This is a genomic window from Pseudomonas putida (assembly GCF_050989985.1).
In the GTDB taxonomy this organism is placed as follows: domain Bacteria; phylum Pseudomonadota; class Gammaproteobacteria; order Pseudomonadales; family Pseudomonadaceae; genus Aquipseudomonas; species Aquipseudomonas putida_AI.
In genome coordinates, this window is sequence record NZ_CP158815.1 from 4,834,795 (window position 1) to 4,848,994 (window position 14,200).

Genomic DNA, 14,200 nt, shown 5'->3' on the forward strand with positions numbered 1-14,200 from the left:
TGGTTAGATGCGGCCTTTTCGATACAGCTCTGATTAAGACTTCGCGGCAGGACGCTTGTCTTCAACGGTCCATTTGCCACCGTCGTAATACGCTTTCCAGCCAGTCGGCTTACCGTCGACTTCCGTCTGCACGTATTGCTCCTTGGTCTTGCGGCTGTAGCGGATCACGGCCGGCAGGCCATCCGGATCTTTCTTCGGCGCTTCACACAGGAAGTGGTACTTCGGATCGATTTCATCCTTGTGCGGGATGATTTCCATCACCAGCGGAGCACGGGTTTCACGGTTTTTCGGGAACTGGCTGGCCGCCAGGAACAGGCCGGAAGCACCGTCACGCAGGATGTAGGTGTCGTTGACCTTTTCGCATTTCAGCTCAGGCATCTTCACCGGATCCATCTTCGGCGGCGCCGCATCACCACTCTTCAGTAGCTTGCGGGTGTTCTTGCAGGTCGCGTTGGTGCAACCGAAGAACTTGCCGAAACGGCCGGTCTTGAGTTGCATCTCGCTGCCGCACTTGTCGCATTCCAGGCTCGGACCTTCATAGCCCTTGATGCGATAAACACCCTCTTCGATTTCATAGCCGTCGCAATCCGGGTTGTTGCCGCAGATGTGCAGCTTGCGCTTCTCATCGAGCAGATAGGCGTCCATCGCGGTGCTGCAGATCGGGCAACGATGCTTGCCACGCAGTACCAGCGACTCCGACTCACCTTCGTCGTCCGCAGCAATTTCATCGCCCGGCACCAGGTTGACGGTAGCCTTGCAACGCTCCTTCGGTGGCAGGCTGTAGCCCGAGCAACCGAGGAACACGCCGGTCGACGCCGTACGAATCTGCATTGGACGGCCGCAGGTCGTGCACGGGATATCAGTCATGACCGGCTGGTTGGCACGCATGCCGTTATCCGGGCTCTCGGCCACTTCGAGTTTTTTCTTGAAGTCGCCATAGAACTCGTCGAGTACGTTCTTCCAGTCGCGCTCGCCCTGAGCCACGTCATCGAGATGCTCTTCCATGCCGGCGGTAAAGCCGTAGTCCATCAGGTTGGAGAAGCTCTCCGCCAGACGCTCGGTGACGATGTCGCCCATCTTTTCCGAATAGAAACGACGGTTGTGCAGCGCTACGTAGCCACGGTCCTGGATGGTGGAAATGATCGCCGCGTAGGTCGAAGGACGACCGATGCCGCGTTTTTCCATTTCCTTGACCAGGCTGGCTTCCGAGTAACGCGCCGGCGGCTTGGTGAAGTGTTGGGTCGGATCAAGCTTGATCAGCTTCATCGCATCGCCCTGGGCCATATCCGGCAATACATCGTCGTCGCCCGGCTTGGCGATTTGCGGCAGGACGCGAGTGTAACCGTCGAACTTGAGGATGCGGCCCTTGGCACGCAGCTCGAAATCGCCGGCACCTACGGTGACTGTGGTCGACAGGTATTGCGCCGGCAGCATCTGGCATGCGAGGAACTGGCGCCAGATCAGCTCATAAAGACGCTCGGCATCGCGCTCCATGCCCGACAGCTTGCTCGGCGTGGTGTTGGCGTCAGACGGACGAATCGCTTCGTGAGCCTCTTGTGCGCCTTCCTTGCTGCTGTAGACATTCGGGGTGTCCGGCAGATACTTCTTGCCGAACTCGCCTTCAATATAAGTACGCGCCATCGCCACGGCATCGGCCGAGAGGTTGGTGGAATCGGTACGCATATAAGTGATGTAGCCAGCTTCGTACAAACGCTGAGCCATCATCATGGTTTTCTTCACACCGAAGCCCAGGCGGTTGCTCGCAGCCTGTTGCAGGGTGGAAGTGATGAACGGTGCCGACGGCTTGCTGCTGGTCGGTTTGTCTTCACGCTTGACGATGCTGTAGCTGGAGGCCTTGAGCTTTTCCAGCGCGGCCATGGCCTGGGCTTCGTTCAGCGGCTTGAAAGCCTCACCTTTCTCGCGAGCGACGTCGAAACGCACGGTGGCGCCTTTGGCGGTGCCAAGGTCGGCGTGGACTTCCCAGTACTCTTCCGGGATGAATGCGCGGATTTCACGCTCACGCTCGACCACCAGTTTCACCGCTACCGACTGCACGCGACCGGCGGACAGACCGCGAGCGATTTTGGCCCACAGCAGCGGCGAAACCATGTAACCCACCACGCGGTCGAGGAAACGACGCGCCTGCTGAGCGTTGACACGATCGATGTCCAACTCGCCCGGTTCGGAGAAGGCTTCCTGAATCGCTTTCTTGGTGATTTCGTTGAACACCACGCGCTTGTAGCGGCTGTCATCACCACCGATGGCTTCGCGCAGGTGCCAGGCAATGGCTTCCCCCTCGCGATCCAAGTCGGTTGCGAGATAGATGGTGTCAGCATCCTTGGCGAGCCGGCGCAGCTCCTCGATGACCTTTTCCTTGCCTGGAAGGATCTCGTACTTGGCTTTCCAGCCGTGATCGGGATCGACCCCCATGCGAGCAACCAGCTGTTTGCGTGCCTTTTCCTTCGGCGACAGTGCCGGCGCTTCGCCCGCAGCAGCTTTGCCGCGCTTGGCGGCCGGTTCTTTGGTGGCACTCGCCGAACCGCTGGTGGGCAGGTCTCGGATATGGCCGATACTCGACTTCACCACGTATTGGTTGCCCAGATACTTGTTGATGGTCTTGGCCTTAGCCGGGGATTCCACAATGACCAGCGATTTGCCCATGGATCAGAAAATTCCTGAATTCTAGAAGTGAAAGGCGGTTGGCGCCTGACGCGGCACCGCTATATATAGTGGCTACAAGGTGAGGTCAAGCGCAGGGTTTTGCGCGCACTCAGCTCATGGCTTGTTAAAAAGGCTCTCTTCGGCCTGCACCAAAGCAAAGCGTGGCACCTGCTCGCCGTCAACTTCGACCGACTCCAGGAACATGCTCAAGGGGCGCACCCAAAAGCCATAATCGCCATACAGGGCTTGGTAAAAGACCACTTCTTCCTCGGTTTCCGAATGCCGCGCGACACTGAATACGCGGTACTGCGGACCCTTGTAATGTTGGTAGAGCCCTGGTTGTATCGGCATGCTTCGGCCCTCACTCAAATTTTTTCAAAAATAAAACAAATTAATCCCGGAAAAACAAAAACCGGGGCACTTGGCCCCGGCTTCCGTCGACGTAACGCTTAAACGCGTTCGAAGACGGTGGTGATGCCTTGGCCGAGGCCAATGCACATGGTGGCTACCCCGAGGGTACCGCCATTTTGCTTCATCACATTAAGCAAAGTGCCGGAAATCCGGGCACCGGAGCAACCGAACGGGTGACCCAGGGCGATCGCGCCGCCGTGCAGGTTAACCTTCTCGTTCATCTTGTCGAGCACTTTCAGGTCCTTCAGCACTGGCAGGGCCTGTGCAGCGAACGCTTCGTTGAGCTCGAAGAAGTCGATATCGTTGATGCCAAGGCCCGCGCGCTTCAGTGCTTTTTGTGTAGCCGGTACTGGACCATAGCCCATGATCGCCGGGTCCACACCAGCCACTGCCATCGAGCGAATCACCGCCATAGGCTGGATGCCCAGGTCCTGTGCACGCTGCGCCGACATCACGATCATGCACGAAGCACCATCGGTGATCTGCGACGAAGTACCGGCCGTCACGGTACCACCTTTCGGGTTGAACGCCGGCTTCAGATTCGCCAGGCTTTCCAGGGTAGTTTCCGGACGAATGGTTTCGTCGTAGTCGAACAGTTTCAGGAAACCGTTCTCGTCATAACCCTGCATCGGGATGATTTCGTCCTTGAACTTGCCTTCCACGGTCGCCTTGTGGGCGAGTTGGTGGGAACGCAGACCAAAGGCATCCTGTTGTTCGCGGGTAATGCCGTGCATTTTGCCGAGCATTTCCGCGGTCAGGCCCATCATGCCCGAAGCTTTTGCAGCGTACAGCGACATGTGCGGGTTCGGATCGACACCGTGCATCATGCTCACGTGGCCCATATGCTCGACGCCACCAACGACGAAAACGTCACCGTTGCCAGTCATGATCGCTTGTGCGGCAGTGTGCAGCGCGCTCATGGACGAGCCACACAGGCGGCTGACGGTCTGGCCGGCCGAAGTGTGAGGGATCTGGGTCATCAAGGACGCCATGCGAGCGATGTTCCAGCCCTGCTCCAGGGTCTGGTTCACACAGCCCCAGATCACGTCTTCGACTTCGTTCGGGTCGACCTTGGTGTTGCGTTCCAGCAGTTTGCTGATCAGGTGCGCCGACATATCTTCGGCGCGGGTATTGCGGTGCATGCCGCCCTTGGAGCGGCCCATCGGAGTACGACCGAAGTCGACAATCACGACGTCTCTAGGATTCAAGCTCATAAGTTCACTCTCACTCTAGTTGGGGGCGCTTAACCGAAGAAGCTCTGGCCGTTCTTGGCCATTTCGCGCAGCTTCGCGGTCGGGTGGTACAGCGCGCCCAAATCAGCGTACTGGTCAGCCAGGGCAACGAACTCTGCAACACCGATCGAGTCGATGTAGCGCAGCGCACCGCCACGGAATGGAGGGAAACCAATACCGTAGACCAGGCCCATGTCGGCTTCGGCAGCGGTTTCAACGATGCCGTCTTCCAGGCAACGCACGGTTTCCAGGCACAGCGGGATCATCATCCAGTTGATGATGTCTTCGTCAGTGACTTCGCGCTGTTCAAAGACGATTGGCTTGAGCACTTCCAGCACCGATGGATCGGCGACTTTCTTCTGCTTGCCCTTCTTGTCGGTCTCGTAGGCGTAGAAGCCCTTGCCGTTCTTCTGGCCCAGGCGCTTGGCTTCGTAAAGCACGTCCACAGCCGAACGACGGTCGTCTTTCATGCGGTCCGGGAAGCCTTCAGCCATTACGTCGCGACCGTGGTGGCCGGTGTCGATGCCGACCACGTCCATCAGGTACGCCGGGCCCATTGGCCAGCCGAATTTTTCCATGACCTTGTCGATGCGCACGAAGTCGACGCCGGCGCTGACCAACTTGGCGAAACCGCCGAAGTACGGGAACAGGACACGGTTGACCAGGAAGCCCGGGCAGTCATTGACCACGATCGGGTTCTTGCCCATTTTCTTGGCGTAGGCAACGGTGGTGGCAATTGCCAGCTCGCTGGACTTCTCGCCACGGATCACTTCCACCAGCGGCATCATGTGCACCGGGTTGAAGAAGTGCATGCCGACGAAGTTTTCCGGATGCTTGAGGGCCTTGGCCAGCAGGCTGATGGAAATAGTCGAGGTGTTGGAGGCCAGAATGGTGCCTTCTTTGACCTGGGCTTCGACTTCCGCCAGAACGGCTTGCTTGACCTTCGGGTTCTCGACGACGGCTTCAACCACCAGGTCCACATGACCGAAGTCACCGTAGGACAGGGTCGGACGAATGCCGTTGAGCACTTCAGCCATTTTCGCGGCGGTCATGCGGCCTTTGTCGACACGGCCAACCAGCAGTTTGGCGGCTTCGGCCAGACCCTGCTCGATACCGTGTTCGTTGATGTCCTTCATCAGGATCGGCGTGCCTTTGGAAGCCGACTGATAGGCGATACCGCCACCCATGATGCCAGCACCCAGTACAGCGGCCTGCTTCACGTCCTTGGCGATTTCGTCGTAGGCCTTGGCCTTTTTCTTCAGTTCCTGATCGTTCAGGAACAGGCCGATCAGGCTTTGCGCAGCCGAAGTCTTGGCCAGTTTCACGAAACCGGCGGCTTCGACTTCCAGCGCCTTGTCACGACCGAAGTTCGCGGCTTTCTGGATGGTCTTGATCGCTTCGACCGGCGCCGGGTAGTTCGGGCCCGCCTGGCCGGCAACGAAACCTTTGGCGGTTTCGAAAGCCATCATTTGCTCGATGGCGTTCAGCTTGAGCTTTTCCAGCTTCGGCTGGCGCTTGGCCTTGTAATCGAACTCGCCGGAAATGGCGCGCTTGATCAGTTCCAGAGCAGCCTGTTGCAACTTTTCAGGGGCAACCACAGCGTCGACGGTGCCGACTTTCAGCGCGTCTTCAGCACGGTTTTCCTTGCCGGCGGCAATCCATTCGATCGCGTTGTCGACACCAATCAGGCGCGGCAGGCGCACGGTACCGCCAAAGCCCGGGTAGATGCCCAGTTTGACTTCCGGCAGACCGATTTTGGCGCTGGTGGACATGACGCGGTAGTCCGCGGCCAGGCACATTTCCAGGCCGCCACCCAGCGCGATGCCATTGATCGCGGCAACGGTGGGGACGTTGAGGTCTTCGAAATCGCTGAAAATCTTGTTGGCTTCGAGGTTGCCAGCAACAAGCTCTGCATCCGGCAGCTTGAAGTTGTCGACAAATTCGGTGATGTCGGCGCCGACGATGAATACGTCCTTGCCACTGCTGACGATCACGCCCTTGATCGAAGCATCTGCCTTGATGGCGTCCACGGCCTGACGCAGTTCGTTCAGGGTTAGACGGTTGAACTTGTTGACGGACTCACCCTTGAGGTCGAACTTCAGTTCGACGATGCCACTTTCAAGAGCCTTAACCGTGATGGCTTTACCTTCGTAAATCATCAACTGATCTCCACGATATGGAAGCTGAACAGTACACGTCGGAAGCAGGCGAAGGGCTGGCAGGGACGTCAATCGTCGATGCTACGCCAATCCACCCGGCACACCCGCCAACGCGATAGTCGGGATTCTGTAGGAGCGGTCTGATAATACAAACGCTCAATTCATACGCCCGTTTGATTTGGGTACGCCACCTTCACGGAATTTCCGCCAATTGTCAATCGCCCAAAATGCGGGTTGAAACGCGACTTTGCGGTCATTTCTGTAGGACAACGGCCTATTACATGCGTTTGCATGCAGGGACATTCATAGGATCAATCATTAGAAAAGTCGCCCTAATTCGCTGCAACCTTTGTGTAACAGGCTACGCTGGCGAAACCACTGGGAAATTTTGAACGCCAATGGCGAACGCCAGGCGCAAGATGAGACAAAACGGAATTACCGGCCTGCCTGGCCATCCCGCCCGATGATGTTGTCGGGCTTTTTATTGCCTGCGAGAACAGGCTCGCGATGAACGCAAGATCTCAGCCGGATTTCAGGCACCCAGCGTCAGCGTTGACGACCATCGCGAGACAGGAAGGGATCAGGCGAGCGCCTTGAGTGTGGCGTCGATGTGCTGCAAGACCTCGGCTTCGCCCTTCTCGCCCCAATACAGGGCGATCATTTGCTTGTCGGCCTCGACCTTGTAGACATTGTCCGGCAATTTTTCGAAATGGCTGAGCAGCGTCTGGTCCTCGCAAGGCTCCTGCCACTGATTCACCCACAAGCCCGGTGATTTTTGCCAGTAAATCCAGCAAGCCGGTTGCGTGCCTCGTCTTGGCCGGTGGTACTGCGCACAAGGGTTTGGCGGCTCCTGGCCAAGCCAGTGCGGCCATTCCTGAGGCGCCAGCTGCATGGCCAGCCCGATGCGTCGCGCTTCCATGCGCAGGGCCATGCGACCACTCTGCTGGCGCGACGGGCGCAACCATGCCAGGGGGCTGAGCACCACCAGCAGGATTGACACCACTATCCAGACCGTCATATCTGTACTCCCGATTTTGAATGAGCGGATTGGGTCTCTTTGGAACCAATACGCCTGAAACCAGCCATACTTACCAATATTGCGTTTCTCAGGAGAAGCACCTCATGCCCTACGAGCATATTCTGGTCGCTGTAGATCTAACCGAAGAGTGCGACCCTGTAATCCACCGGGCTCGCGAACTGTCGGTGAGCAACGGCGCAAAATTATCCATGGTCCACATTGTCGAGCCAATGGCCATGGCCTTTGGTGGTGACGTGCCGATGGACCTGTCACAACTGCAACAGCAGCAATTCGATCAGGCCAAGGAGCGCCTCGATCGCTTGATCGTGAAGTATCCGGAGCTTCACAGGGAAAACTGCCACCTGACCTACGGCCAGCCACGCCAGGAGATTCATCACCTGGCCAAGGAGCAGGACTGCGACATGATCGTGGTGGGCAGTCATGGCCGGCATGGCCTGGCACTGCTGCTGGGCTCTACCGCCAATGACGTGCTACACGGCGCGCCTTGCGATGTACTGGCGGTGCGCCTGCAAAGCAAGAACTGACCACTCCTGGTTGCAAACGTGAAAAAGCCCGGCGCTCAGTAATGAACGCCGGGCTTTTTCATGGCCGGATCAATCACGCATCCAATTCGGCCCAACGCTCGACCATCACGTCGAGTTCAGCCTGCAATTGCGCCAGCTGAGCGATCACCGCAGCAGTCTCGGTAGCCGGACGCAGGTAGAAACCGGCATCCGCCATCTGCGCTTCAACGGCGGCAATCTGCTGCTCCATTTCGTCAATCTGACCTGGCAACGCTTCCAACTCGCGCTGCAACTTGTAGCTGAGCTTCTTCTTCGCCGCCGGTGCTTCGACTACGGGTGCGACAGGTGCCGGCTCGGCCTTGACTATCGCGGAGTTCAGATCGGCCTTGCCGGATTTGCTTTCCGTCACGCCCAGCAGGCGTGGCGAACCGCCCTGGCGCAACCAGTCCTGATAACCGCCGACGTATTCACGAATCCTGCCCTCACCTTCGAACACCAGGGTGCTGGTCACTACGTTATCGAGGAATGCCCGGTCGTGGCTGACCATCAGTACGGTGCCGCTGAAGGTCAGCAAGACCTCTTCCAGCAGTTCGAGGGTTTCGACGTCGAGGTCGTTGGTCGGTTCGTCGAGGACCAGCAGGTTCGCCGGTTTGCTGAACAATTTGGCCAGCAACAGTCGCGCACGCTCACCACCGGACAGCGCCTTGACCGGCGTGCGGGCACGCTGCGGGCTGAACAGGAAGTCGCCGAGATAGCTCAGCACGTGGCGGCTCTGGCCGTCGATGTCGATGAAGTCGCGACCTTCGGCGACGTTGTCGATCACGGTTTTTTCCAGGTCCAGCTGGTGGCGCAACTGATCGAAGTAGGCAACGTCGATCTTCGTGCCCTCTTCCACCGTACCGCTGGTTGGCTGCAAGCCGCTGAGCATCAGTTTCAGCAGCGTGGTCTTGCCGGTGCCGTTGGCGCCGAGCAGACCGATACGGTCGCCGCGCTGCAACACCATGGAGAAATCCTTGATCAGGAACGGACCGTCCGGATGCGCGAAACTCACGTTATCCAGCACCATGACCTGCTTGCCGGATTTCTCCGCGGTGTCGAGCTGAATGTTGGCCTTGCCGGTGCGCTCACGACGCTCGCTGCGTTCGACGCGCAGGGCCTTGAGGGCACGTACGCGGCCTTCGTTACGGGTACGCCGGGCCTTGATGCCCTGGCGAATCCACACTTCTTCCTGGGCCAGTCGCTTGTCGAACAGCGCGTTGGCGGTGGCCTCGGCGGCCAGCTCGGCTTCCTTGTGCACAAGGAAACTGGCGTAGTCGCCGTTCCAGTCGATCAAGCCACCACGATCAAGTTCGAGGATGCGGGTCGCGAGGTTTTGCAGGAAGGAACGGTCGTGCGTGATGAACAGCACGGCGCCCTGGAAGTCCTTGAGGGCTTCTTCGAGCCAGGCGATGGCGCCGATATCCAGGTGGTTGGTCGGTTCGTCGAGCAGCAGCAGATCCGGCTCGGAAACCAGGGCCTGGGCCAGCAGGACGCGACGACGCCAGCCGCCGGACAGCTCGGCGAGGGTCTTGTCGGCCGGCAGTTGCAGGCGGCTGAGGGTGCTGTCGACCAGGGTTTGCAAACGCCAGCCGTCACGGGCTTCGAGGTCGTGTTGGACGTGCATCAGCTTTTCCAGGTCGGCATCGGTGACGATGTTCTGGCTCAGGTGGTGATATTCGGCGAGCAACGCACCGACACCGTCCAGGCCTGCGGCCACCACATCGAAGACCGTCCGCTCGTCGGCTACCGGCAATTCTTGCGGCAATTCGCCGATCTTGAGCCCGGGCATGCGCCAAACGGAGCCGTCATCGGGCTTCTGGTCGCCCTTGACCAGCTTCATCATGCTGGACTTGCCAGTGCCGTTGCGGCCGATGATGCACACCCGCTCTCCACGGGCGATCTGCCAGGACACCTTGTCCAACAACGGCATAGCGCCGAATGCAAGGGACACATCGCTGAATTTGAGCAGGGTCATGAGCTTCTCCAAAAACCGGGCGCGCATTCTACCTGAATCGAGGCTTCAGAAGGCCGGCAATTTCACTGTCGTAGCACTCTGCAGCACAAATGTTGCGAACTGATGCGGACAGGTCCGCAAACCTTTCACCCACTGCTGGCAAAAGGCTAAGCTACGGATAATTCAGTGTGGGCATCGCCAGCACTTGTCATGGTTTTTCTGTCCGGACGTCTCATGCGCAGTCGCCTTTTCAATCTTTTGTCCTGTTTTTTACTTTCTGCCGCTGCCGTCCAATCCGCCCAGGCGGTGGACCTGTCCACCCAACGCCAGTATTACGATGAAGCCAAACGCGCCCTGGCCAAGGGCGACACCGGCCCATATTTCCGTTACAGCCAGGCCCTGGCGGACTATCCGCTGGAACCGTATCTGGCCTATGACGAGCTGACCGCGCGACTGAAAACCGCGAGCAATGCCGAAATCGAAAAATTCCTCGCCGAACACGGTGACCTGCCCCAGGCCAACTGGATGAAGCTGCGCTGGTTGCGCTGGCTGGCGGATCGCGGCGACTGGGCGACGTTCGTCAAATATTACGACCCCAAAATGAACTTCACTGAGCTGGACTGCCTGAATGCGCAGTATCAGATCAGCCACAACCTCAAGTCCGAAGGCTACGCCAACGCCAACAAGCTTTGGCTGACCGGCAAATCCCAGCCCGCCGCCTGCGATGCGCTGTTCGGCATGTGGGCCGCCGAAGGCCAGTTGACCGAGCAAAAACGCTGGGAACGCACCAAGCTCGCAGCCCAGACGCGCAACTACCCGCTGGCCGCCAGCCTGGTCAATGGCCTGACCACCCTCGCCCCTCGCGGTCGCCTGTTGATCGACGTGGCGCAGAACCCCGAGCTGCTTAATCAACCATCGCGTTTCACGCCGGCGGACGAAGCGATGTCGGATGTGGTCAGCCTTGGCCTGCGCCGCCTTGCCCGGCAGGACCCGGACAGAGCCATGAACCTGCTCGACGGCTATGCCAGCAGCATGCACTTCTCCCGCGATGAAAAAGTGGCGATCGCCCGGGAAGTCGGCCTGACCCTCGCGCGCCGTTTCGACAGCCGCGCGCTGGACGTCATGACCAAGTACGACCCGGAGCTGCGCGACAACACCGTGTCCGAATGGCGCCTGCGCCTGCTCTTGCGCCTGGCCCGCTGGGACGATGCCTATCAGTTGACCCGCCGCCTGCCCCAGGACCTGGCCACCACCAATCGCTGGCGTTACTGGCAGGCCCGCAGCCTTGAATTGGCGCAGCCGCAGAACCCGGAAGCGCAGTCGCTTTACAAGAGCCTGGCTCGCGAGCGCGACTTCTATGGTTTCCTCGCCGCCGACCGCTCACAGTCGCCCTACTCGCTGATCAACAAGCCGCTGGTGCTGAGCCAGGCCACCATCAATAAAGTGCGCAACACGCCGGGGGTGCGCCGCGCCCTGGAGTTCCACGCCCGCGGGCAGATCGTCGACGGACGCCGCGAGTGGTATCACGTCAGCCGCCACTTCAGCCGTGACGAAATGGTCGCCCAGGCGAAACTGGCCTACGACCTGAAATGGTATTTCCCGGCGATTCGCACCATTAGCCAGGCCCAGTACTGGGACGACCTGGACATCCGCTTCCCGATGGCCCATCGCAACACACTGGTGCGTGAAGCGAAGAATCGCGGACTGCACTCGAGCTGGGTGTTCGCCATCACCCGTCAGGAAAGCGCATTCATGGACGACGCCCGCTCCGGCGTCGGTGCATCGGGCCTGATGCAGCTGATGCCTGCCACCGCCAAGGAAACCTCGCGCAAGTTCAGCATTCCTTATGCCTCGCCACAGCAACTGTTTGACCCGGACAAGAACATCCAGCTCGGCGCCGCTTACCTGAGCCAGGTTCACAGCCAGTTCAACGGCAACCGCGTCCTGGCCTCCGCCGCCTACAACGCAGGCCCGGGCCGCGTCCGCCAATGGCTGCGCGGCGCCGACCACCTGAGTTTCGACGTGTGGGTGGAAAGCATTCCGTTCGACGAAACCCGCCAGTATGTGCAGAACGTGCTGTCGTACTCGGTGATCTACGGCCAGAAGCTCAACTCGCCGCAGCCGCTGGTGGATTGGCATGAGCGGTATTTTGACGATCAATAACCCGGTCATGCAGGAGCTGCCGAAGGCTGCGATCTTTTGATCTTGCTCTTGAAAAATACCCGCATCGATTGATGCGGGTATTTTTTTGGGGCTGAGATGGGCTGAAAAGATCGCAGCCTCGTTTCACTCGACAGCTCCTACACATCTCCTACACGGCTCCCGCACACATCCTGCAGAACGCCTACAGATGAAGATCGAGTTCGGTCTTGCCATCACTGAACTGCAACGCCGCCAACCGCGCATACAGCGCATTACTGGCGATCAACTCCTGATGCGTGCCCACCGCTACCAGTTTTCCCAGGTCCATGACTGCGATGCGGTCGGCGTTTTTGACGGTTGCCAGACGATGGGCAATGACCAGGGTGGTGCGGTTTTTCATCAGGCTTGGCAGCGCCTGCTGGATCAAATGCTCGCTCTGGGCATCCAGGGCGCTGGTGGCTTCATCGAGCAGCAGAATCGGCGCATCCACCAGCAGCGCCCGGGCGATGGCCAGGCGCTGGCGCTGACCACCGGACAAGCCCAGGCCACCATCTCCCAGATGTGTCTGATAACCATTGGGCATCGCTTCGATGAAGTCGTGGGCGTAGGCGATTCTGGCCGCTTCCTGAACCTCGGCCAGGGTTGCCGTCGGCTTGCCGTAGCGGATGTTGTCCTCGATGCTGCCGAAGAACAGCGCCGGGGTTTGCGAGACCAGGGCGAAGCAGCGACGCAGGTCCATTGGATCAAGCCTTGTCAGTTGCACACCATCCAGCAGGATGCGCCCTTCGGCGGGGTCGTAGAAACGCAGCAACAAGTCATACACCGTCGATTTGCCCGCGCCGGACGGCCCCACCAGCGCCAGGGTCTCTCCAGCCCTGACGGTCAAGCTCAAGCCATCGACCGCATAGCTTTCCGGACGGGACGGGTAGGAAAAGCGCACTTCCTGCAACTGCAAATTGCCCTGCACCCTTGCAGGCAACGTCACCCGGTCGGTGGCTGGCGGCACGATGATGTTTTCCGAACGCAGCAATTCCGCGATTCTTTCCGCCGCGCCTGCCGCGCGCTGCAATTCGCCGATCACCTCGCTCAAGGTACCGAACGCACTGCCCACGATCAGGCTGTAGAAGACAAACGCGGCCAGTTCGCCCGCGGAAATCCGCCCGGCAATCACATCCATGCCGCCAACCCAGAGCATGACGCCGACGGCACCCAACACCAGGACGATCACCAGCGTGATCAGCCAGGCCCGCTGGAAAATACGCTTGCGCGCCGTGTTGAACGCCTCTTCCACAGTCACGGCGAAACGCTGTTCGTCCTGCGCCTGATGGTTGTAGGCCTGCACCGTTTTGATCTGGCCGAGGGTTTCCGAGACGTAGCTGCCAATATCGGCGATCCGGTCCTGGCTCAACCGCGACAAATTGCGTACCCGGCGGCCGAAGATCAGGATCGGCGCGATCACCAGCGGCAAGGCGACTACCACGATGCTGGTGAGTTTGGGGTTGGTAATAAACAGCAGGACAATCCCGCCGATGACCATCAACAGGTTGCGCAAGAACAGCGACAGCGAAGAACCGATCACCGATTGCAGCAACGTAGTGTCGGCGGTCAGGCGTGACTGGATTTCCGAACTGCGGTTGTTTTCGTAGAACCCCGGATGCAGATAAATCAGATGGTTGAAGACCTGCTGGCGGATGTCGGCGACGCAGCGCTCGCCGATCCACGACACCAGGTAAAACCGCGCAAATGTGCCCAGCGCCAACCCGATCACCAGCAGCATGAACAATCCGATGGACTGATTGAGCAAGTGTGGCGACTGGGTCATGAAGCCCTGGTCCACCAGCAGGCGAATGCCCTGCCCCATGGACAGGGTGATGCCTGCTGTGACGATCAATGCGAACAAGGCGCCGAACGCGTGCCAGCGATATGGCGCGATGAAGCGGCTGGCGAGACGAATGGCACGACGGTGGCGAACTGAAAGCATTGGCATCATCCAGGCGAAACAGTGGTCAGGTTCACCCTGGACCGCTCAATGGAGTGGAACTCGGTGAATCACAATGAGT

9 protein-coding genes are annotated in these 14,200 nt (G+C 59.3%); 2 read left to right on the plus strand and 7 right to left on the minus strand.

The annotated features are described in order from the left end of the window. Positions 1–33: 33 nt before the first annotated feature. The 5 genes from topA to ABTV29_RS22205 form a co-directional block, all read right to left on the minus strand. On the minus strand, positions 34–2,661 hold the full coding sequence (topA, locus tag ABTV29_RS22185) for a type I DNA topoisomerase (protein WP_433766800.1): 2,628 nt from the start codon (positions 2,659–2,661) through the stop codon (positions 34–36). A gap of 114 nt (positions 2,662–2,775) precedes the next feature. Continuing rightward, on the minus strand, positions 2,776–3,012 hold the full coding sequence (locus ABTV29_RS22190; RefSeq protein WP_008050054.1) for a DUF1653 domain-containing protein: 237 nt from the start codon (positions 3,010–3,012) through the stop codon (positions 2,776–2,778). 98 nt (positions 3,013–3,110) lie between these two features. After that, positions 3,111–4,286: an acetyl-CoA C-acyltransferase FadA gene (gene fadA / locus ABTV29_RS22195; RefSeq protein ID WP_433766801.1), complete on the minus strand. Its 1,176-nt coding sequence runs from the start codon at positions 4,284–4,286 to the stop codon at positions 3,111–3,113. A 29-nt stretch (positions 4,287–4,315) separates the two neighbouring features. Beyond that, entirely contained in the window at positions 4,316–6,463 is a 2,148-nt protein-coding gene (gene fadB, locus ABTV29_RS22200; RefSeq protein ID WP_433766802.1) for a fatty acid oxidation complex subunit alpha FadB, read from the minus strand. A gap of 580 nt (positions 6,464–7,043) precedes the next feature. After that, complete coding sequence (locus ABTV29_RS22205; RefSeq protein ID WP_433766803.1) at positions 7,044–7,481, minus strand: hypothetical protein; 438 nt, start codon at positions 7,479–7,481, stop codon at positions 7,044–7,046. Between the two features lie 104 nt (positions 7,482–7,585). On the opposite strand from ABTV29_RS22205, the gene ABTV29_RS22210 reads away from it, so the two are divergent. Further along, on the plus strand, positions 7,586–8,026 hold the full coding sequence (locus tag ABTV29_RS22210) for a universal stress protein (protein WP_433766804.1): 441 nt from the start codon (positions 7,586–7,588) through the stop codon (positions 8,024–8,026). 73 nt (positions 8,027–8,099) lie between these two features. On the opposite strand, the gene ABTV29_RS22215 is transcribed toward ABTV29_RS22210, so the two are convergent. After that, positions 8,100–10,019, minus strand: coding sequence for an ATP-binding cassette domain-containing protein (locus ABTV29_RS22215; RefSeq protein WP_433766805.1), 1,920 nt, complete (start codon positions 10,017–10,019; stop codon positions 8,100–8,102). Between the two features lie 213 nt (positions 10,020–10,232). Here ABTV29_RS22215 and ABTV29_RS22220 point away from each other — a divergent pair, with 213 nt between their 5' ends. Then, positions 10,233–12,161: a transglycosylase SLT domain-containing protein gene (locus ABTV29_RS22220; protein WP_433766806.1), complete on the plus strand. Its 1,929-nt coding sequence runs from the start codon at positions 10,233–10,235 to the stop codon at positions 12,159–12,161. A 181-nt stretch (positions 12,162–12,342) separates the two neighbouring features. Here the strand turns inward: ABTV29_RS22220 and ABTV29_RS22225 are convergent, their stop codons facing one another. Then, entirely contained in the window at positions 12,343–14,130 is a 1,788-nt protein-coding gene (locus tag ABTV29_RS22225) for an ABC transporter transmembrane domain-containing protein (RefSeq protein WP_433766807.1), read from the minus strand. Between the last annotated feature and the right edge of the window lie 70 nt (positions 14,131–14,200).

What these genes read in the sequence shown, in the direction of transcription:
- topA (WP_433766800.1), bottom strand. Translation starts at nt 2,661, where the DNA reads ATGGGCAAATCGCTGGTCATTGTGGAATCCCCGGCTAAGGCCAAGACC.
- ABTV29_RS22190 (WP_008050054.1), bottom strand. Translation starts at nt 3,012, where the DNA reads ATGCCGATACAACCAGGGCTCTACCAACATTACAAGGGTCCGCAGTAC.
- fadA (WP_433766801.1), bottom strand. Translation starts at nt 4,286, where the DNA reads ATGAGCTTGAATCCTAGAGACGTCGTGATTGTCGACTTCGGTCGTACT.
- fadB (WP_433766802.1), bottom strand. Translation starts at nt 6,463, where the DNA reads ATGATTTACGAAGGTAAAGCCATCACGGTTAAGGCTCTTGAAAGTGGC.
- ABTV29_RS22205 (WP_433766803.1), bottom strand. Translation starts at nt 7,481, where the DNA reads ATGACGGTCTGGATAGTGGTGTCAATCCTGCTGGTGGTGCTCAGCCCC.
- ABTV29_RS22210 (WP_433766804.1), top strand. Translation starts at nt 7,586, where the DNA reads ATGCCCTACGAGCATATTCTGGTCGCTGTAGATCTAACCGAAGAGTGC.
- ABTV29_RS22215 (WP_433766805.1), bottom strand. Translation starts at nt 10,019, where the DNA reads ATGACCCTGCTCAAATTCAGCGATGTGTCCCTTGCATTCGGCGCTATG.
- ABTV29_RS22220 (WP_433766806.1), top strand. Translation starts at nt 10,233, where the DNA reads ATGCGCAGTCGCCTTTTCAATCTTTTGTCCTGTTTTTTACTTTCTGCC.
- ABTV29_RS22225 (WP_433766807.1), bottom strand. Translation starts at nt 14,130, where the DNA reads ATGATGCCAATGCTTTCAGTTCGCCACCGTCGTGCCATTCGTCTCGCC.